This is a genomic window from Dickeya chrysanthemi NCPPB 402 (genome assembly GCF_000406105.1).
Taxonomy (GTDB): Bacteria; Pseudomonadota; Gammaproteobacteria; order Enterobacterales; family Enterobacteriaceae; genus Dickeya; species Dickeya chrysanthemi.
Genome location: NZ_CM001974.1, coordinates 3857128 through 3878784 on the forward strand (window position 1 = coordinate 3857128; position 21657 = coordinate 3878784).

The window sequence follows — 21657 nt, forward strand, 5'->3', positions numbered from 1 at the left end:
TAGTTGACCCATTTATAAAACGTGCAGTGATATACCCGTCATACTTCAAGTTGCCGGTGTGTTGGCTGCGTGACTCGGCCCATCAATGGGCCTCGCCCTTCGGGCCGCTGCAAGCAGCGTTCAAATCTGCTCCCGGCAGATTTGTCGCTCACCCGAATCACTTACCTGAGTAAGCTCATCGGGATTCGCTCACTTGCCGCCTTCCTGCAACTCGAATTATTTGGGGTATAAACTGTGTGTATCAGAAAATGCATCTGATATACGGCGCAAATTATGTATCAAGCGAAAAACAGATATATTTTTTGCCGTCAGACGACAAATACGGAATGCCTAATAAAAGAAACCATGTATTAATTAAAAGGAAACTGTGTTTTATTTAGATTATTATGGCTGTATATCATTTAGTCATTAGGCAATTTCTCCCATATGATGAAATTATGATATGGAAAATTAGGCAAACGCCCATAACCTTGTGAGCATTATCACTAAGAAAAACAGAGTCCTTATACATTACAGGGTTAAATAACCGTGAAGCTCGGCAGGCGACAAGCCGCAACCGTCACGGCCAAACACAGGCAGGACGGGCATTGGGAGCAATAGTCTTTCCCTCGAAATGGCCCTGGCGTATCGCGGCGGCCCACCTCAGGATTCGAGTTGCAGGACAAAACGCGTTGGCTCGACAGGGCAAGGCTTATTGAAACTTGTAACACGACGACAGAGTGACAAATTCGTCGGAAACGAATTTGCCCCACCAACGGCTGACCTCCGTTAAGAGACAGGATGTCTCTCATTTCATCCCTAAGAATTTACTCAAGTCAGTGACTGGGGAGAGCGACAACATGGCCGGAACAGAATGGAACACAGCGTACAACGCCTCAAAAAAGGTAGGGGATAATAAATACGTCTTGTCGTGTGAAAAGATATATTTTTAACGAATACTGATGGGGAAATATATAAAATGATGCAGTTACATCAGCGAATGAAACACCTTTTAAAATATCTCTCACCACCCCAATATATATACCCAAAATAATTCGAGTTGCGTTGGCCCGTCAGGGCAAGAGAGAGACAAATTCGTCGGGAACGAATTTGACCAGCCAACGGCTGGCCTGCGATGAGAGACAGGATGTCTCTCATTTCATCCCGATGAGCTTACTCAGGTCAGTGATTCGGGTGAGCGACAAATCTACCGGGAGCTGATTTGAACGCTGCTTGCAGCGGCCCGAAGGGCGAGGCCCATTGATGGGCCGAGTCACGCAGCCAACACACCTGCAACTTGAAGTATGACGGGTATATCAGTACACGTGATACGGGAGTTACCAGGCTGATACCGACAAAAACAGAAAACAGGCGGCCATATCAATCCAATAATCACTGTCGGTATCATCGGTGGCCAATGCTGCTGAGTGGATGAGAAATAGCACGTGTGACGGCGCGACATCGACATTAATAGAATAGACGGAGAGAAGAGATTGATGCCGGCGATGTTTTAGATGGCAGAGACTGTTGACGGTGTTATCCGGCTGGTTTCCTTGATTGCTTTTAATCACGTTGTTTTAAATCACTTCCATCAACCGCGCTCAAATTCTTCTCATGACAATGAAAAATACACTTAATAGCAAAAAGTGTATTTAAATATGAACTCTTTATTCGATTGTTTACAGAGTAAGGTATCGAAACGTATCGATATAAAGACGACTGGAATAATGAGCAAATAAAATGCAACTAATATGATGACAAGAGTCGGTATAAAATCGCAAAAAATCATATCAACGAATAACATTGATACCGTATAGATTTCATTTCACGGGCGAGCTGGCTTTATGAAGCCATTGTCGTAGTAATATCCCCATCACCTTGATTGAGAATGAGCAACGACAGCACCCGATCTTCTACATTCAGTTTGGAAAACGAGAGCGTACTGAGCGGCCTTTTGGCAAACCCATCAGATAGCAAATCCCAGGCGACATGCGTGCTAAGTAACTCATTATTGGTCATAAAATCGTGGTAAGCGAACCGGACGTTAACCGGAAGCACTTCATCGATTGAGGCGGGTGCAGTCGTCCCCGTACGTAAACCAAAATGAGCATTAAATGCGGAATTCGCGCAGACTATCTTGCAGTTATCATCAATGACCGCAATTGCGCGTCTGTCATTGTGAACAGGGGCACTTAACATGCTCATGATTTCATTCTGCCCAAATATCAGACTCATATGTCCTCTACTTCTTGCTATGTGAAATCTATCCCTCCTGCCGCAATCAGAAAATGGAGACGACAGGGATATGGAGATAGTTTTTAAAGTCAGCCAGTGAAGTCGCTCTGGCAACCACAATAATTAAACCGTTGATATAATTAGAATTCAATCAACCTGAACAAGACATTATGAGTGATAACTTAATTTCCTACGTGATTACGCAGCCCAAACAATATAAATATTATACTTTCGTGAGTATATCTCATGTCATCTGGCTAACTGAAAGTCGAAATTACCTATCACAGTAATCAGCCTGCTTATTGATACGATTTGCTTACAAAAAAAACAATCCCGTAACTTAATAGCGGCATTAATACGTCCTTTTTGAGGATCATTAGCACTATATCTGCTTTCGCGGGGGGGCGATCGCTCAAATAAGGCCGATCTTTTGCCTGTTTGATCATCTCGCTCGATCAAATTTCTGTTAATGATAGTTAGTACCAATGAAATAGTCATTTTCATTAACTATTCTCCTTACGAGTAAATCAGACGGCACGCTGGAAGTAAAAACGTGAGCAAAATCGCATAAAACGCTGCACTTTGGCGGCGGTATCTCCATACCTCTTGATCAGGGACTACTCTTAAAAGCAAACATCTGGGGGTCTTCCCTGTAATGCGTGATCCATCGCGCAAAAAAGAAACAAATGTTAATGGCTCACTATTATTAACCATTGATTGACATAATATTAACAATGTTTAAGGAGAAGCGCTATGAGCCAATATAATAAACACCCTATACCTACCGCGATTGCGGAAAACGCCTTAATCACCGCCGAACAGTATAAAAAGATGTATCAGGCATCGGTGCAAGATCCTGATTCCTTCTGGCGGGAACAAGGCAAGATAATCGATTGGATCAAACCCTATCAACAGGTCAAAAACACCTCTTTTGACCCAGGCCATGTTCGCATTCGCTGGTTCGAAGACGGCACGCTCAACGTGGCGGCAAACTGTCTCGATCGTCATCTTGCCACGCAAGGCGATCAAACTGCGATCATTTGGGAAGGCGACGACGCCAAAGAAAGCAAAAAAGTCACCTATCGTGAACTGCATCAGGCGGTCTGCCGTTTTGCCAATGTGCTGAAATCAAAAGGGATCAGTAAGGGCGATGTGGTCGCTATTTATATGCCGATGGTGCCGGAAGCGGCCGTGGCGATGCTGGCCTGTGCCCGCATCGGTGCCGTGCATTCAGTGATCTTCGGCGGATTCTCTCCGGAATCGATCGCCGGGCGAATCGTCGATTCCAGCGCCAAGCTGGTGATCACCGCCGATGAAGGCGTTCGCGCCGGGCGGACGATCCCGCTGAAAAAGAATATCGACGAAGCCCTGCGCAATCCGGCCGTCACCAGCGTCAACCATGTGATCGTTTTCCAGCGCACCGGTAAACCCGGAAACTGGCAAGACGGCAGAGATCTGTGGTGGCACGAGCTGGTCGCACAGGCGGATGATCATTGCCCGCCTGAAGAAATGAACGCGGAGGATCCGCTGTTTATCCTCTATACGTCCGGTTCAACCGGTAAACCTAAAGGGGTGCTGCATACCACCGGCGGTTATCTGGTATACGCCGCGACGACGTTTAAATATGTGTTTGATTATCACCCCGGCGACATTTATTGGTGTACCGCCGACGTCGGTTGGGTTACCGGCCACAGCTACCTGTTGTACGGCCCGCTGGCCTGCGGCGCCATCACGCTGATGTTCGAAGGCGTACCCAACTGGCCCACCGCCAGCCGGATGGGACAAGTGGTGGACAAACATCAGGTCAATATCCTGTACACCGCACCAACGGCCATCCGCGCGCTGATGGCGGACGGCGACAAAGCGATCGAAGGTACTTCGCGCCAGTCGCTCAAAATCATGGGCTCGGTGGGGGAACCCATCAACCCGGAAGCCTGGGAATGGTACTTCAAAAAAATCGGCAACAGCCGTTGCCCGATTGTCGATACCTGGTGGCAAACGGAAACAGGTGGCTTCATGATCACTCCGTTGCCCGGCGCCATTGAACCTAAACCCGGTTCAGCGACGTTACCGTTCTTCGGGGTGCAGCCCGCCTTGGTGGACAACATCGGTAATCCACAAGACGGCGCCTGCGAAGGCAACCTGGTGATTACCGACTCCTGGCCCGGTCAGGCGCGTACGCTGTTTGGTGACCATGAACGTTTTGAACAGACCTACTTCTCTACGTTCAAGGGCATGTATTTCAGCGGCGACGGCGCACGCCGTGATGAAGACGGCTATTACTGGATAACCGGCCGTGTAGACGACGTGCTGAACGTATCCGGCCACCGGCTGGGAACGGCGGAAATCGAATCCGCGCTGGTTTCACACCCGAAAATCGCCGAAGCAGCGGTAGTCGGCATTCCGCACAGCCTCAAGGGGCAGGCGATCTATGCTTACATCACGCTGAATCATGGCGAAGAGCCGACCAGTGAACTGTATACCGAAGTGCGCAACTGGGTACGAAAAGAGATAGGCCCTATCGCGACGCCGGATATCCTGCACTGGACCGATGCTCTGCCGAAAACCCGATCCGGCAAAATCATGCGGCGTATTCTGCGCAAGATTGCAGCCGGGGATACCAGCAATCTGGGGGATATCTCAACCCTCGCCGATCCTGGCGTGGTAGAGAAATTGCTGGAAGAAAAACAAGCCATGGACAACACACCGTCTTAACCGTCATCCGATAAAAACAGCGCCGCCCGCACCGGATCGTATTACGCCGTCTGGTGTGTGGTGGCACCTAAAAACGCCCGCCCACAAGGGCGACGCGACTTATCTGACTGGAGATTTATGATGAATGATCTCATTTATCAACGGATTGAAGATAACCCGCTATTTAAAGAACTGGTCCAGAAACGGCAACGTTTTGCCGCCTTTCTTTCGCTGATCATGCTGGTGTTGTACATCGGTTTCATTCTGTTGATCGCCTTTGCACCGGGCTGGCTGGGAACACCCATCGCACCCGGCGCGGGGACGACCCGCGGCATCCCGTTGGGTATCGGGCTCATTATCATCTCCTTCACGCTTACTGGTATTTATGTCTACCGTGCCAATGGTGAATTTGACCGCCTGACCAAAGCATTGCTGAATGAGGTGCAAAAATGAAAAGCCGCATTTTCCTGCTGACCGGTCTGCTGGGGCTACCGATATGGGCGCAAGCGGCGGATGCCGTTTCCGGCAACGTCCAAAAGCAACCGCTGAATATTCAGGCCATTGTGTTGTTTGTGTTATTTGTGGCGGCAACCCTCTACATCACCTATTGGGCTTCCAAACGTACCCGTTCGCGCAGTGATTACTATACTGCGGGTGGTAATATCACCGGCTTTCAGAATGGGCTGGCGATCGCCGGCGACTATATGTCCGCGGCCTCGTTCCTCGGCATTTCAGCGCTGGTGTACACGTCCGGCTTTGACGGCCTGATCTATTCACTCGGCTTTCTGGTAGGCTGGCCGATCATTCTGTTCCTGATCGCCGAACGGCTGCGTAACCTGGGCCGTTATACCTTCGCCGATGTGGCTTCTTACCGGTTGCAGCAAAAACCGATCCGCACCCTGTCCGCCTGCGGCTCGCTGGTGGTGGTGGCACTGTACCTGATTGCGCAGATGGTGGGCGCAGGTAAACTCATCCAGTTGCTGTTCGGGCTGAACTACCATATCGCGGTGGTGCTGGTCGGCATCCTGATGGTGATGTACGTACTGTTCGGCGGTATGCTGGCGACCACCTGGGTGCAAATTATCAAAGCGGTATTGCTGCTGTGCGGCGCCACCTTTATGGCGATCATGGTGCTGAAAACGGTCAACTTCAGCTTTGACAGCCTGTTCAGCGAGGCCATCAAGGTTCACGCGAAAGGCATTGCCATCATGAAACCCGGCGGGCTGGTGTCCGACCCGATCTCCGCGTTGTCTCTTGGGCTGGGGCTGATGTTCGGCACCGCTGGCCTGCCGCACATCCTGATGCGCTTCTTCACCGTCAGCGATGCCAAAGAAGCGCGTAAAAGCGTGCTCTTCGCCACGGGTTTCATGGGGTATTTCTACTTCCTGACGTTCATTATCGGCTTCGGCGCGATTCTGTTGGTGAGTGCTAACCCCGCCTTTAAAGACGCGGCGGGCACGTTGATTGGCGGCAACAATATGGCGGCAGTACACCTTTCCAATGCGGTAGGCGGCAACTTCTTCCTCGGCTTTATCTCCGCGGTCGCTTTCGCCACCATTCTGGCGGTAGTCGCCGGGTTGACGCTGGCCGGCGCATCCGCAGTATCCCATGACCTGTACTCGAATGTGATCAAGAAAGGCCAGGCCACCGAGCGCGACGAACTGAGGGTATCGAAACTTACGGTGCTGGCGCTGGGTGTGATCGCCATCCTGCTGGGGATTTTGTTCGAAAATCAGAACATCGCCTTCATGGTGGGGCTGGCATTCTCGATTGCCGCCAGCTGTAACTTCCCGATTATCCTGTTGTCGATGTACTGGTCGAAGTTGACCACCCGCGGAGCGATGATCGGCGGTTGGGCCGGGCTGTTAACGGCAATTATCCTGATGATTCTGGGGCCGACCATCTGGGTGAAAATTCTCGGTCATGCGACCCCGATCTATCCGTATGAATATCCGGCGCTGTTCTCGATGCTGGTGGCTTTTGTCGGTATCTGGTTTTTCTCGATTACCGATAATTCCGCCAATGCAGTCGAAGAACGCAGCAAGTTCAAGGCGCAGTTCATCCGTTCACAAACCGGCCTGGGTATCTCAAAAAGTTCCTCTCACTAAGCGAGACAGGGCTGACCACAACCAACCGGGGAGCAACTCCCCGGTTTTTTTTTATACTTTCTCGCTGAGTACCGCTTCCAGCAAATCCAGTTCACGCAACATCTTTTGCAGCGTTTCGTTGCTGATGCGTTGCGTAGCACGCAGGTGATACAGCTCGGCGCGCTCGGCGCTGACGGCGGCCAGACGAAAGCGCCGCTCCAGATTCTCGACCGCCATACTGTTTTCCAGCTCATCGGTGCCCGCCACACGGCGATGCAGCATGCCGATGACGCGAGCACTCACTTCCGCCAGCACCTGATCATCGAGGTTTTCTTCCCGATCAGCCGCCAGGCGCTCCTGCATTTTTTTCAGGCAGTCGATAGCGACCTGCGCCATCGTCACCCGCGCCATGCGTTCTTCTTTCTTCTGCACGCTGTGGTCGGTCAGCGTAATGCCTCTTAACAGCAGCGGCAGCGCCACCACGCCGCACAGCAATGAAAACAGGATCACCCCGGTAGCAATAAACACCAGTTGATAGCGAGATGGAAACGGCTCGCCACTGTTCATAAACAGCGGAATAGACAGCACGCCTGCCAACGTGATTGCACCACGCACACCAGCAAAAGTACTGATCCAAATCTCGCGCGAGGTGTAGTTGGCAAACAGCATCGGGCGCTTATTCTGCACATAACGGCTGTAGAGTTTCATCAGCCACAACCAGGCAAATCGCAGCAGTAACAAGGCGCAATAGATCAGGACGATATCAGCGAACAACAGCCAGGTTTCAATGGTCGGATCCAGCTCCGCCTGCACAATCGACTCTTCAATCACACCGGGCAGTTGCAGCCCCAACATCAGGAATACCATGCCGTTGAACACAAACTCCAGCATGTTCCACACGCCGTTGGCCCGAAGCCGCATATTGAGCGGCGCCTGCCGCAGCAGTTGAGTTCGGCTGATGGTCATCCCCGACGCCACCGACGCCAGAATGCCTGATACGCCGAAATGTTCGGCAATCAGGTAAGCGGCAAATGGCAGCAACAACAGTAATACGATCTGAGTCGCAGCATCATCATCGTTTTGATGACCAAGCAGCGACAGGGATTTGCTGTACACCCAGGTCACACCGATGCCGGCTAGCAGGCCGCCCAGCGCCACCTGCAAAAACGCCAGCGTCGCGCCGGACACGGTAAACACCATGGTTCCCATCGCAATCGCTACTGCAAACTTGAGCGAAACCAGCGCCGACGCATCATTCATTAGCGCCTCCCCTTGCAGGATCCCCATCAACTTTTTCGGGATCCTGTCTTCACCGACGATGCCCGACAGCGCGACGGCATCCGTAGGAGACAACACGGCGGCTAGCGCAAACGCGGCCACCAGCGGCATTTCGGGGATCATCCAGTGTAACAGGTAACCAATGCCCACCACGGTAATCACCACCAGCACCAGCGCCAGCCCCAGAATTTCGCGCATGTGGTGCAGAAACTCGCGGGTCGAGGTTTTCCAGCCATCGGCAAACAGCAACGGCGGGATAAACAGCACCATAAACAGTTCGGGATTGAAATCGACATGCAAACCAAATTGCGGCCAGGCCAGTATGGCGCCAAGCCCGATCTGCATCAGCGGCAGTGGTATCTGAAAAGGCAGAAGACGCGTCATTACGCCGGAAAGCGACACTATCAGCGTCATGATCAGAATGGTGAAAAATATTTCCATGTGTTCCCTGGTTGATTGCCGTTACATGAAAGGACTCCGGGTCGTTGCCATCCGGTGCCGACAGCACCATAGGATGGGTGATCTTTATGAATAATAACAAGATATAGTGTGATGAACAGAAAACGATGACAAAAAGTCGTCGCCTTTAGCACGGCAGAATAAAAAAGGGGAACCGTCGTTCCCCTTTATGCATCAGGTGATGAAAAACTACAGCGCCCAGCCGCCAGCGTAAAAGGCGACCAGTGCCACAGCGATAATCACGGTGCCGATATTCAGCTTACGCCATTCGCCGGAGAACAGACGGCCCAGTACCAGTGCACCAAAGCCCAACATAATGCCGGTAACGATGTTACAGGTCAGCACGATGAACACCGCGCACACCAGGCCGGACATCGCATCGACAAAGTCGTTGAAATCCAGTTTGGACACATTGCTCAGCATCAGCAGGCCGACATACATCAGCGCTGGCGCTGTGGCATAAGCCGGCACCAGGTAGGACAACGGCGACAGGAACAGGATCAGCAGGAACAACACGCCGACTACCGTAGCCGTCAAACCGGTTTTGCCGCCAGCCGCGGTACCCGCCGCCGATTCAATGTAGACGGCGGCCGGAGAGGTTCCGACCAGGCTTGCGAAAATGCTGCTGACGGAATCGGCAGTCAACGCGCGTCCGCCATTGATAATCTGGCCGTCTTTATCCAGCAGATTCGCCTGCCCCGCCACGGCACGAATAGTACCGGTCGCATCAAACACCGCCGTCATAACCAACGCCAGCACGCTCGGCAACACAGCCGGCTGTAACGCACCTTTGATATCGAGACCGAAAATCAGCGACTGACCATTCGCATCGGTCAGGCTCGGCAGGGCAAACAGTCCCTGATATTTAACGTTCGGATCAAAAATCAGCCCGATGACCGAAATGGCGACAATCACCAGCAAGATCCCACCCGGTACCCGGCGCTTTTCAAGGCCGATGGTGGCGGCCAGGCCGATCAGCGACATCGCCACCGGAAACGCAGTGAAGTGCCCCAACGCCACCGGCAAGCCGTCTATCGGGTTCTTGATGACCAGCCCAATCCCATTGGCGGCGATAATCAGCAAAAACAGCCCGATACCGATACCCGCGCCGTGCGCCACGCCCATCGGCAGGTTGCGCAGGATCCAGGAGCGAATGCCTGTCGCGGATACCACGGTGAACAGAATACCCATCATAAAGATAGCGCCCAGAGCGACCGGCACACTAATGTGCTGGCCCAGCACCAGACTGAAGGCGGTAAACGCGGTCAGCGAAATCGCACAACCAATCGCCATCGGCAGGTTGGCCCACAACCCCATCAGCAGAGAACCAAATCCAGCCACCAGACAGGTTGCGACAAACACCGCCGCTGGCGGGAAGCCTGCTTTACCCAGCATACCCGGCACGACGATGACCGAATAAACCATCGCCAGAAAGGTAGTCAGGCCCGCCAACACTTCCTGACGCACGCTACTGCCGCGCTGTGTAATCTTGAAAAAGGCATCAAGCGCGCCTGCGGAACGCGCCGCATCGCCAGCCTGACGAGTGGTATTGGACATGATGTATCCCCTGAAATGTCGTTGTTATCAAATGCTATGGTTTACCAAACGCTATAGGTATCAAGCGTGCCGGTGTTATCGCACGCCGTAGCCGGCGCTTAGAGCCTATCCCATTAGGGCTATTTCGCTTGGTCAGTATTCGAAAACGGTATGATGCAACGCCCCTTGCCAGACGCCGTAAAACCTGCCGTTTTCCCACGCCGACCTGATAAGCAAACGATTAACCGTCACGTTACAAGGTGGCTGAATCCTGCCAGTTGTTGTTGAGGCGGCAGATTATCCTGCCTTCGGGACATCCATTTCAACTGCTATTCCCTGTGATCACCTCATGGTAGCGGACAAACCGCCGGCTACCGACAGCTAGCGCGGCCATTTGTCGGGCCCCGTCCATCATCAATTCGTATGGCAATGCATTGAGTATGAAAGAAAATAAAACAATGGTTCAGAAAGAGCGGACTGGGTGTTTATTTTTTTGTGATTAAGCTCACAAAAAATATTGACCATTCTGTGAGCCCGGTATATCTTTAAAACCGTGAACGACATCACACAAATAATGAATCATATAGAGGATACGACAATGAAAATGCTGAACAAAATTATCGCCATGTTTGAAAAATTCACCATCGACTTCGGTACTTTCAACCACTAATTCTTTTAAGCGTATGGGGGAAACACCATGAGTATTGTCCGTCAAATCACTCAAATCTTAAAAGCGCTGGGCAAGACCTACCGCGGTGTCAGCCCTTACGCCTGGTTTCGTTAATCAACAATCATTCTCTCCTTCTTTAAATTGTGGCTACCTTCGTCGGGTAGCCACTTTTTTTTGCATCCGATTTTTGTATTTGATTAACGGTACAACGATGCTTCACCGCACGGGCGCGTCTTAAAGCGACGGTGCAGCCACAGATATTGTTCCGGTGCGCGCAAAATCTCCCGCTCAATCACCCGATTCATGTACTGCGCCGCCTGTTGTTGATCCTGGTATGGATAGTCTTCCAGTTCCGGTTCAATCACCAGTTGATATCCCTGCCGGTTCGGTTTACGAATCAGCACCGTGGTAATCATCGCCGGTTTGGCTAAACGGTGAATAGTGAACGTTCCGCAGGTTGTCGCCGCCTGTTCCACCGCAAAGAACGGTGCAAATACACTGCCTTTAGGGCCGTAATCCTGATCCGGCGCGAACCATACCGCTTCGCCGCTCTTCAGCGCCTGCACCATGCCACGCAAATCTTTGCGATCAATCATCGCCTTATTAGAGCGAGAGCGTCCCCAGGTTTGCACCAGCTCCATCACTTTATTGTTATGCCGCCGGTACATCGCCATCATCGGCTGGCATAGCCCCATCGCACGGCCGCCCAGCTCCAGCGACATAAAGTGAATGCCGATCACCATCACGCCGCGTTGTTCGCGCCCAGCCTGCTGCAGATGCTCAAAGCCGGAAACATCGAACCAGGCTCTGACCCGTCGATCCGACCAGAACCAGGCCATGCCGGTTTCCATCAACGCCATTCCCAGCGACGCGAAATTCGCTTCCACCAGCGCTTCACGTTGCGATACCGGCATCTCAGGAAAGCACAGTTCCAGATTACGACGAGCAATGCTCACCCGCCGTTTGAGAAAATAACGGGAGTGGCGTCCCAGCCAGTCACCCAGCCGCATCAGCATCGGATAAGGCAACTGTACCAGCAGAAACAGTACGGCAAGGCCGAACCACAGCAGCCAGTAACGGGGGTGGCACAAGTCCCAGGTAAAGGTTTGTTGAGTCATTATCGAATATCTTCTTGAAAGTCATACCAGCCAGTTTTAACAAACTCACCATGCACGACGTTGTCGTTATCCAGACAGCCCGGAGGAAAACACAGTCTATGTGAAAAAAGAGGAGAACCCGGCGGTAAAAGCAGCCCGGCGAACCCCGAGTCATTTACCGCTAAAAAGCGGTTCAGATTACCCGAAATCCGCCAAAGAAAGGAGAGTTCCAAGTGTAAAGATTGTGCGGCGACGATGACGCCGCTGAATGCTATCAGGCGCGGGTGGCCAGAATCACGCTTGAGGCTTTGATCAGCGCAATCACGCGGGAACCGGCTTGTAACCCCATTTCGGCTACGCTTTCATTAGTGACGCTGGCGGTCAGTTTCAGCCCTTTGGCGGTAGTGATGTGTACCGTGGCGTGCACCGCACCGTTGACCACATGATCAATCGTACCGCTGAATTGGTTACGTGCCGAGAAATTCAGGCCGCAATCCGCCGAGGCCAAAATCACCCATGGCGCTTTGATCAGGGCTACAGCGGATTTTCCAGGCGCCAGACCCAACGTCACGACGCTATTACGAGTGATGACGGTGGTCAGTTTTTCTCCGCTTTCCAGCGTCAGCACGACCTCACTGTTGACCGCACCTTCAGCAATACGATCCACAATACCATTCAATTGGTTTCGTGCAGAAACAGACATAATTCCTCCTGGATAAATTCAGTGAATGCATCATAAAAAGCGTACAACAGTCACCTATCAAACGCTTTTTCCCGCAGCAGTACAAGCCATCAGCGCCGGTTTTATTTTATGGAAACCGTCGTCACCAAATCGTCACCTGCCTGCCATGTCCTTGCAGTCTTCCCTGCGCAGCATATGGCTTGCGTTTTACCGAAATTCGTTGACTGGCATTCATCTATCACCATGCGAAAACTATCACTATGCGAAAACCATAACCATGCGAAAACCATCACCATGCAAAAAAACTGGCTCCCTTGGGTGATTCTGTCGCCTTCTCTGCTGTTTCTGTTGTTATTTACCTATTTTCCGCTGTTACGCTCCATGTATGACAGCCTGTTCGATACCCGCATGGCCGGTGCGGATGCACCGTTTGTCGGTTTAGGCAATGTTATTCGTCTGTTGGATGACGCCATTTTCTGGCGCGCACTGTTCAATAATCTGGTCTACATCCTGTTGACGGTGATCCCCGGCGTCGTACTGGCGCTGTTGCTGGCGGTTGCACTATGGGAAAACCGCGCAGTCAATCGCTGGCTGCGCACCGCCTTCTTCTTCCCGATGATCATTCCGATGGTCAGCGCCGCCGCGCTGTGGCTGTTCATCTTTATGCCGGGTATCGGCCTGCTGGATTACTATCTGGCCAAGCTGTTCGGGCCAATGAACAACAATTATCTGGGTCGCAGCAATAGCGCCCTGCTGGCGCTCGCGCTGATTGGGGTGTGGAAATTCGCCGGTTACTACATGCTGTTCTTTCTGGCCGGGCTGCAAAGCATCCCCCCCTCCACCCGCGAAGCCGCCGTCATGGAAGGTGCCACGCCGACACAGGTGTTTTTCCGCGTCACGCTGCCGTTGCTGCGCCCGACGCTGAGCTTCGTCATCACCACGGCGCTGATTTACTCCATCACCCAAATTGATCACGTGGCAGTGATGACCCACGGTGGGCCGGATAACGCCACTACGGTGCTGTTGTATTACATCCAGAATCTGGCCTGGGACACCCACGATCTCGGCAAAGCCTCCGCTGCGACCTTTCTGACGCTGGCCGGTCTGTTCGTGTTCTCGCTGATTAACCTGAAAGTACTGGAGAAAGGGGCTCATTATGAGCGTTGAGATATCCCCTACCGTAGTCAGTAGCGCACGTGTCCCTCTGCCGACCTGGCTACGCTGGCGCCAGTCGCGGCACGCAACGCTGAGTCTGCTGATGATCTGTGCCGCGCTGCTCTGGGTCAGCCCGTTTATCTGGATGCTCTCGTCTGCCTTTAGCGCCACCACCTTTGGCACCGGCATGGCGTCATTACTGCCGCGCTGGCCGTTAACGCTGGATAACTTTCGTGATGCCTGGCAGAGCGCCGACTGGGTAAGCCTGTATGCCAACACCATTTTTTTTACCTTCGGCACCTTCTTCATCCAGTTGCTGACCATCACCACCGCCGGTTACGTCTTCGCCTGCCATGAATTTCGCGGCAAACAGACGCTGTTTCTGCTGTTTCTGGTGCAGTTGATGATCATGCCGGTCGTGATGATGGTCCCCAACATGATGACGCTGAAGGCATTCGGCCTGCTCAATACCCTGACCGGCGTGATGATGCCCTATTTTACTTCGGCATTCGGCGTATTCCTGATGCGTCAGGCATTCCTGTCCATTCCCAAAGAAATTGAAGAAGCGGCGCTGATGGAAGGTTGCCGCTGGTGGCAAGTGGTTTTTCGCGTGCTGTTGCCGATGTCCTGGCCTTCCATTCTGGCGTTTGCCACCGTCAGCATTACCTATCACTGGAACGAGTACCTCTGGCCGCTAATGATGCTTAACGACCCGGACAAACAAGTGCTGACCGTCGGGCTGGTGTCATTCGCCATGGGGGCTGAATCCGGCGGGCAATGGGGCATGATCAGCGCCGGTACGCTGATGGTATGCCTGCCGTTAATGCTGGCGTTTGTCGTTTTCCAAAAACAGTTCCTGAAAAGCTTTGGCTTCTCCGGGATAAAATAAGGAGTTTTTCATGCTGTTAGCGCAAATTTCCGATACTCACTTTCGCAGCTCAGGGCAAAAACTGTACGGTTTCATCGATATCAACGCCGGTAACGCCGATGTGGTCTCACAACTCAACGCCCTCACCGAACGCCCGGATGCCGTCGTGATCAGCGGTGATATCGTCAACTGCGGTCATCCGTCGGAATATCAGGTCGCCCGCCAGATTTTGGGTAACCTGACCTACCCGCTGTACATCATCCCCGGTAACCACGACGACAAAACCCATTTTCTGGAATACCTGCAACCGCTGTGCCCGCAACTGGGCAACGACCCGCAGAACATGCGTTATGCAATTGATGATTTCGCCACCCGGCTGTTGTTCATCGACTCCAGCCGCGCCGGCACCTCCAAAGGTTGGTTGACGGAAGAGACGCTGTCCTGGCTGGAAGCGCAACTGATGCGTGATGACAAACCCACCGCGGTATTCATGCATCATCCGCCGCTGGCGCTCGGCTCCGCCCAGATGGACCGCCTCGCCTGTGAAAACGGGCACCGCCTGCTGGAACTGGTGGAACGCTTCCCGGCGTTGGTGCGTATTTTCTGCGGTCACAATCATTGCCTGATCATGACGCAGTACCGTCAGGCAATCATCGCCACCGTGCCGGGCACCGTTCATCAGGTACCTTATTACCACCAGGACACCCGTCCTTATTACGACATGTCCCCACCATCCTGCCTGATGCACCGTCTGGTGGACCAGCAGTGGGTCAGCTACCTGCATCCGCTGTCGCATTATGCCGGCCCGTGGTTGTACGACGAAAAAATCAGTTGCCCGGTGGATGAGCGTTGATGGCTACGTTACGACTGCACAACGTCAGCAAGCAATTTGACGATAAACCGGCGCTGCGCTCGTTGTCGCTGGAGATTGCCGACGGGGAATTTCTGGTACTGGTAGGGCCGTCCGGCTGTGGCAAAAGCACCCTATTACGCCTGCTGGCCGGGCTGGAAGCGGTCAGCGACGGCGAAATTTGGCTGGATGGCACCAACATCACCGCTCAATCGCCGCGTGATCGCAACTTCGCGATGATCTTTCAGAACTACGCGCTGTTTCCCCACCTGACGGTGAAGGACAACATCACCTTCGGTATGCAAATTCGCCATGAACCGAAAGCAAGTTGGCAGCCCCGGCTGGAAAAAGTAGCGCAATTGCTGCAACTGGATACATTGCTGGATCGTAAACCGGGCAAGCTGTCCGGCGGCCAGCGCCAGCGGGTGGCGATGGCGCGCGCCATCGTGCGTGACCCGAAATTGTTTTTGATGGACGAGCCGCTGTCCAATCTGGACGCCCGGCTGCGCACCGAAGTGCGCGACGGCATTATGACATTGCATCAGCAACTCAAGACCAGCACCGTTTATGTCACCCACGACCAGATAGAAGCCATGTCGATGGCGGATCGCATCGTGGTGATGAACCACGGAGAAGTCCAGCAAGTCGGTACGCCGGAGCAACTGTACGCGTTCCCGGGCAACCTGTTTGTCGCCAGCTTCATCGGCTCGCCGGCCATGAACATTGTCACACTGCCTTGCAGCGGCGGTATGGTGCAGGTCGGCGAAAACACGCTCCCTCTGCCGCCACACGCCACGCATCTTCAGGCGGTCTTTTTCGGCATTCGCCCGGAACACCTCACCGATACCCCCGAGGCAGAACAACATACACATCACCTGTCCGGCATCGTGATGCAACGAGAATTGATGGGCGCAGACTATCTGCTGCACATCAGCACGCCCATCGGCGAACTACGCTACAGCCGCAAAAATCGCGGCGATATCCCGATGGTGGGCGATAGCGTCAGCCTCGGCTTTTCACCTTTTGATGTTCATCTTTTTCATGCTGAAACACAGCAGAATCTATACCAGGAGACTTCCCATGCATAAGCCCCTGAAACAGCGGTTACAGGCGCTGGCCCTTGGCATGTCGCTGGCCTTTACCGGTTCAGCGCTGGCCAAACAAAACATCGACTTCATGTTTCCCGCCCCGGTGGACGGCAAGCTGACGATGGAAATGACCCGCATCATCAAAGAATTTAATAATTCCCAACAGGATGTGGAAGTCCGGGGGATTTTCACCGGTAACTACGACACCACCAAAATGAAAGCGGAAGCGGCGCAAAAAGCCGGTCAGCCGCCCGCTCTGGTGATTATGTCCGCCAACTTCACTACCGATCTGGCGCTGAAAAATGAAATCCTGCCGATGGATGAGCTGTTCAAATTCGGCAACGAAAAAGCCGGCACGTTTTTAACCAACGAATTTTGGCCCGCCATGCACAAGAATGCCCAGGTGATGGGGGTGACGTATGCAATCCCGTTCCACAATTCGACGCCGATCCTCTATTACAACAAGACCCTGTTCGAAAAAGCCGGTATCGCACAACCGCCGCAGAACTGGCAGGAACTGCTGGCCGATGCCAAAAAACTGACCGACCAGAGCAAAGGCCAGTGGGGTATCATGCTTCCCTCCACCAATGATGACTACGGCGGCTGGATTTTCTCCTCGCTGGTGCGCGCTAATGGCGGCAATTACTTCAACGAAGACTATCCGGGCGAAGTCTATTACAACAGCCCGACTACCATCGGCGCACTGCGTTTCTGGCAGAACCTGATCTACAAAGATAAGGTGATGCCGTCCGGCGTGCTGGATTCCAAACAGATCAGCGCCGCCTTCTTCTCCGGCAAACTGGGCATGGCGATGCTGAGTACCGGCGCTCTGGGCTTTATGCGTGAAAATACCAAAGACTTTGAACTGGGCGTCGCCATGTTACCGGCCAGGGAGCAACGGGCAGTGCCGATCGGCGGCGCCAGTCTGGTCAGTTTCAAAGGTATCTCCGATGAGCAGAAAAAAGCGGCCTACCAGTTCCTGAGCTACCTGGTCAGCCCACAGGTCAACGGCGCATGGAGCCGTTTCACCGGCTATTTCTCGCCGCGTAAAGCCTCATACGACACCCCGGAAATGAAGGCCTATCTGGAGCAAGACCCTCGGGCCGCCACCGCACTGGAGCAGTTGAAATACGCTCACCCGTGGTACGCCACCTATGAAACCGTGGCGGTGCGCAAAGCCATGGAAAACCAGCTGGCCGCGGTGGTAAATGATGAAAAGGTCACGCCGGAAGCGGCCGCCAAAGCCGCCCAGCAGGAAGCCGATACCCTCATGAAACCCTATGTCGACCAGACGGCGCTTGCCCCGGTGAAGTAATACCTGAACAGGGCGTTGTGAAGTACGATGCCGGTTTGACCGGCATCATCTTTTCTCAGTGGCTTATCAACGCACCCGATCACCGGAACCTTTACCAACCACGGTTTGTATCAGATAAGTGAAGTAATGCTTCACCGACAAGGTCTGAATCATCTTCTGATCCCACTCGGCCAGTTTTTGCGGTGTGGACATGTCGATAGCATTCACCTGTGCCAGCCCGGTAATCCCCGGCAACACCTCAAAGACACCGCGCGCCTGACGTTCGGCAATCAGCTCTTGTTGATTAAACAGGCAAGGACGCGGCCCAACCAGACTCATTTCCCCTTTCAGCACGTTGATCAACTGGGGTAGCTCATCCAGCTTGGTTTTACGCAAAAAAGCGCCTAACCGCGTCACAGAGCTGCGGCTGGCAAGGTGCGTCGCCACCGACTCCGTCGCCACGGCCATGGTGCGAAACTTGATCAAATTAAATGGCCGCTGATGACGCCCAACGCGTTGCTGGATAAAAACCGGCGAACCGGTATCAAATAACCCCAACACATAAACGATCAACATCACCGGCCACAGGCATAACACCCCCACCAGCGCCAGCAAGATATCCAGAACACGCAGCATAATAATCGGTCAACCTTCTTTGGATAGAGACTCGGAAACACCGGACATTTCCGCCAGAAACGCCCGCGCCGTGATGGCAATCGCCTGATGATAGGAGATAGCGGGCTGCCAGCCAAGCTGTTGCCGGGTTTCACGCACATCCACCTGCAGCGACCCCAGCAAACGCTCCGCCACGGCGGATTTTCCAAGCAAAGCCGCACCGCTTTTCAGTATCCATGGCAGCAGCGGCCAGCAACGATTTTTCGTCCCCAACGCCGTTGCCATATCCGCCAGCAGCTCGGCGGTAGAGACATCGTGGTCATCCGATACCAGCCACACGCGCCCCGGCGCCTGCGGATGACGAAGACTCAACAGAATCAGATCAGCCAGATTATCCACAAACACCAGGCTGCGCTGGTTATGAACCGCCGCCAACGGCAACGGCACACCTTTACGCACCCAATTCATCATCGCGCGGAAATTGGCTTTTACACCCGGCCCATACACCAACGGCGGGCGAATAATCACCACCTCGAGACCGGTATCTTGCGCCAGCCGCATCAATCCCTGTTCGGCCTCATACTTGCTCAAGCCATAAGGATCGCCCGGCGGTGCCGCCACTTCCGGCTGAAAAGGCTGACCTGGCTGGGTCGCCTCGCCATTTACTTTAATTGAACTGACAAAGACAAACCGCTTAACACCCGATTCGGCAGCCTGCCGCGCCAGTTGCAACGTTCCCGCGACATTGGTTTCCCGATACAACGCCAGCGCATCACAGCCATCCTGCATCTGGTGAACTCTGGCGGCACAGTGCACAACGGCATCCACACCCTTTAGTGCCGACGTCCAATCTGTCGTCGCCGTCAGATTGGCGAGAATCATCGTGCTATCGCTTGCATCGCCGCGTTCGCTGCCGTGCAAAACACAGGTAATTCCCTGCTCGCCCGCCAGCGCGACCACCCGGCTACCGATAAACCCCCGGCTTCCCGTTACTAAGATTTTCAATATGGTTACCTTCCTGAATAGCTCGGCTCATGATGGCCGGATAGACCCATAACTAAAATTAAGATAAGCACGTCTGGTCAAGACATTGTTAGACCACTAAAATACTCCGCTAATACTACTTTATTGTCACACACGGACATTCAGGTTCTGATGTTTAAACTTATTCCGCTTTTGCTTAATGCAGAGCGCACAACTAAACGCATAGTGACAGTAAGCTATGACATTATCGCGATTGTTTTTTCACTGTACCTGGCCGTCGCCGTCCGTTTAGGTACCGCCGAATTCCCGGTCGGTTATGCTGAAATAGCCAGCGTCATCGTCACGTTATCCATCACAATCCTGGTCTTCATACGTTGTGGTATGTATCGCGCCGTGTTGCGCTATATGATGCTGCCGGCAATGGGGTATGTTTTTCTATCGGTTATTCTCTCTGCCATCAGTCTGGCGCTGAGCAGCTTCTTTTTTCAGTCTTTTGTCCCGCGTAGCGTACCCTTTATCTATGCGGGCTTAGCGACGCTCGCACTGGGTAGCCCGCGCGTACTCATCCGAACCTTCTACTATCACTACTATAAACGTCAGAAACCGAACGTTTTTATCTATGGCGCAGGCGCTACCGGACGGGACCTACTTTATGCGTTGATCCAGGGAGACGAGTATCATCCCGTCATCATCCTTGATGATGATGAGAAAAAGATCGGCCAGATCATTTGCGGCATCAAAGTACACCACAGCGGTGAATTTGAGAAACTGAAGCCGCTCTATCAACCCGTTAAGTTGTTGTTGGCGATTAATAACATACAAAAAGGTCAACGACTGAGATTACTGGAGAAGCTTTCTCATTGGCCGATTGAAGTGCAATCCGTGCCCTCGGTTGAAGACATCGCCGCCGGCAAGGCTGTCGCCACGGAAGTACGCGATCTGGATGTCGCGGACCTGCTGGGCCGAGCGGCGGTTGACCCCGACAAGCAGTTGATGACGAAAAACATTACGGGAAAATCCGTGATGGTAACGGGCGCCGGTGGGTCGATTGGTTCGGAGCTTTGCCGCCAGATTCTGGCGCAGCGCCCAAAAACGTTGGTGTTGTTTGAACTCAATGAGTACAACCTCTATACCATCGATCAGGAACTGCAGGGTATCAAAAAGCGCCTGATGCTTGAGACGAAAATCGTCACGGCATTAGGTTCGGTACAAAAACAAAACCGGGTGCAAAAGCTGATTCATACCCATCAAGTCGAAACGATTTACCATGCCGCAGCTTACAAACATGTGCCATTAGTTGAAGAGAACGTGATTGAAGGGATCCGCAACAACGTATTTGGTACATTGGCCTGCGCCGAAGCAGCGATAGCCGAAGGGGTGGAAAATTTCACGCTCATCTCTACCGACAAGGCAGTGCGCCCGACCAATATCATGGGCACCAGCAAACGGATGGCGGAACTCATTTTGCAAGCGCTGGCGGAACGCCAAAACCAGACAACGTTCACCATGGTGAGATTTGGTAATGTGCTGGGGTCATCCGGCTCGGTTGTCCCGCTGTTTAAAAAGCAGATCCGCCAAGGCGGCCCAGTCACAGTGACACACCCGGATATTATTCGTTATTTTATGCTTATTCCCGAAGCGGCACAGTTGGTGATACAAGCTGGGGCCATGGGGATGAATGGGCAGGTATTCGTATTGGATATGGGCGAGCCTGTCAAAATTCTCGATTTAGCCCGCAGAATGATCAACCTGATGGGAATGAAAAGCTATATAGAGGGCCAGGGGCACGCAGAAGAAGGTGATATCGCGATTAAGTTCACGGGATTACGCCCCGGAGAAAAGCTTTATGAAGAGTTATTGATCGGTAAAAATGTTGAAGGGACCAGCCATCCGAAGATCATGACGGCGCAGGAAGAGAAGTTGAGTTGGCAAGAGATGGATCTATTATTAAAAGAGCTGGATCTTTATTGCCACAACTTCGACGTTAATAATATTAAAGATATCCTGCTGCGGGCACCAACGGGTTATAACACAAAGTGTTATACAGATGCTCATTGACTATGAAGTGCAGCGCTTCATAGCGCTG

Annotated in this window: 16 protein-coding genes; 9 read left to right on the plus strand and 7 right to left on the minus strand. The window is 52.9% G+C overall.

The genetic code is table 11. The annotated features are described in order from the left end of the window. Positions 1 to 1821: 1821 nt before the first annotated feature. On the minus strand, positions 1822 to 2214 hold the full coding sequence (locus DCH402_RS16980; protein ID WP_040002377.1) for a hypothetical protein: 393 nt from the start codon (positions 2212 to 2214) through the stop codon (positions 1822 to 1824). Between the two features lie 753 nt (positions 2215 to 2967). Here DCH402_RS16980 and acs point away from each other — a divergent pair. The 3 genes from acs to actP all read left to right on the plus strand — a co-directional run bounded on the left by acs (position 2968) and on the right by actP (position 7016). After that, positions 2968 to 4929 carry an acetate--CoA ligase gene (gene acs, locus DCH402_RS16985; protein WP_012771038.1) on the plus strand — a complete coding sequence of 654 codons (1962 nt, stop codon included), beginning with the start codon at positions 2968 to 2970 and terminating at the stop codon, positions 4927 to 4929. Between the two features lie 120 nt (positions 4930 to 5049). Further along, on the plus strand, positions 5050 to 5361 hold the full coding sequence (locus tag DCH402_RS16990; protein ID WP_040002379.1) for a DUF485 domain-containing protein: 312 nt from the start codon (positions 5050 to 5052) through the stop codon (positions 5359 to 5361). Next, positions 5358 to 7016: a cation/acetate symporter ActP gene (actP, locus tag DCH402_RS16995; protein WP_040002380.1), complete on the plus strand. Its 1659-nt coding sequence runs from the start codon at positions 5358 to 5360 to the stop codon at positions 7014 to 7016. Before DCH402_RS16990 ends, actP begins: the two co-directional genes overlap by 4 nt. Before the next feature lie 51 nt (positions 7017 to 7067). On the opposite strand, the gene DCH402_RS17000 is transcribed toward actP, so the two are convergent. From DCH402_RS17000 to DCH402_RS17015, 4 genes are all read right to left on the minus strand, one after another. Continuing rightward, positions 7068 to 8714 (minus strand): Na+/H+ antiporter, encoded by a 1647-nt coding sequence (locus tag DCH402_RS17000; RefSeq protein ID WP_040002381.1) that lies wholly within the window; start codon positions 8712 to 8714, stop codon positions 7068 to 7070. Between the two features lie 207 nt (positions 8715 to 8921). Further along, entirely contained in the window at positions 8922 to 10289 is a 1368-nt protein-coding gene (locus DCH402_RS17005) for an NCS2 family permease (RefSeq protein WP_040002383.1), read from the minus strand. Positions 10290 to 11135: 846 nt separating this feature from the next. Beyond that, complete coding sequence (gene lpxP / locus DCH402_RS17010) at positions 11136 to 12059, minus strand: kdo(2)-lipid IV(A) palmitoleoyltransferase (protein ID WP_152486938.1); 924 nt, start codon at positions 12057 to 12059, stop codon at positions 11136 to 11138. Between the two features lie 250 nt (positions 12060 to 12309). Beyond that, a complete protein-coding gene (locus DCH402_RS17015) occupies positions 12310 to 12738 on the minus strand; it encodes a TOBE domain-containing protein (protein WP_012771044.1) in 429 nt (142 codons plus the stop codon). Between the two features lie 273 nt (positions 12739 to 13011). Between DCH402_RS17015 and DCH402_RS17020 the strand changes: the two genes are divergently transcribed. Genes DCH402_RS17020 through DCH402_RS17040 form a run of 5 tightly spaced genes read left to right on the plus strand, consistent with a single transcriptional unit; the run spans position 13012 to position 17993 of the window. Next, entirely contained in the window at positions 13012 to 13884 is an 873-nt protein-coding gene (locus DCH402_RS17020; RefSeq protein WP_040003698.1) for a carbohydrate ABC transporter permease, read from the plus strand. Next, positions 13874 to 14761: a carbohydrate ABC transporter permease gene (locus DCH402_RS17025; protein WP_040002386.1), complete on the plus strand. Its 888-nt coding sequence runs from the start codon at positions 13874 to 13876 to the stop codon at positions 14759 to 14761. The genes DCH402_RS17020 and DCH402_RS17025 overlap by 11 nt, the downstream gene beginning before the upstream one ends. Positions 14762 to 14771: 10 nt before the next feature. After that, positions 14772 to 15593, plus strand: a complete 822-nt coding sequence (locus DCH402_RS17030) for a phosphodiesterase (RefSeq protein WP_040002388.1) — start codon at positions 14772 to 14774, stop codon at positions 15591 to 15593. Beyond that, on the plus strand, positions 15593 to 16678 hold the full coding sequence (locus DCH402_RS17035) for an ABC transporter ATP-binding protein (protein ID WP_040002389.1): 1086 nt from the start codon (positions 15593 to 15595) through the stop codon (positions 16676 to 16678). Before DCH402_RS17030 ends, DCH402_RS17035 begins: the two co-directional genes overlap by 1 nt. After that, the gene (locus tag DCH402_RS17040) at positions 16671 to 17993 is read left to right on the plus strand and encodes an ABC transporter substrate-binding protein (protein ID WP_040002391.1); all 1323 of its coding nucleotides are present in this window, start codon (positions 16671 to 16673) and stop codon (positions 17991 to 17993) included. Before DCH402_RS17035 ends, DCH402_RS17040 begins: the two co-directional genes overlap by 8 nt. Positions 17994 to 18059: 66 nt before the next feature. On the opposite strand, the gene DCH402_RS17045 is transcribed toward DCH402_RS17040, so the two are convergent. After that, on the minus strand, positions 18060 to 18608 hold the full coding sequence (locus DCH402_RS17045) for a sugar transferase (protein ID WP_040002393.1): 549 nt from the start codon (positions 18606 to 18608) through the stop codon (positions 18060 to 18062). A 9-nt stretch (positions 18609 to 18617) separates the two neighbouring features. Further along, positions 18618 to 19592, minus strand: coding sequence for a UDP-glucose 4-epimerase family protein (locus DCH402_RS17050; protein ID WP_040002395.1), 975 nt, complete (start codon positions 19590 to 19592; stop codon positions 18618 to 18620). Positions 19593 to 19742: 150 nt separating this feature from the next. Between DCH402_RS17050 and DCH402_RS17055 the strand changes: the two genes are divergently transcribed. Further along, positions 19743 to 21629, plus strand: coding sequence for a polysaccharide biosynthesis protein (locus tag DCH402_RS17055; protein ID WP_040002396.1), 1887 nt, complete (start codon positions 19743 to 19745; stop codon positions 21627 to 21629). Positions 21630 to 21657: the final 28 nt, after the last annotated feature.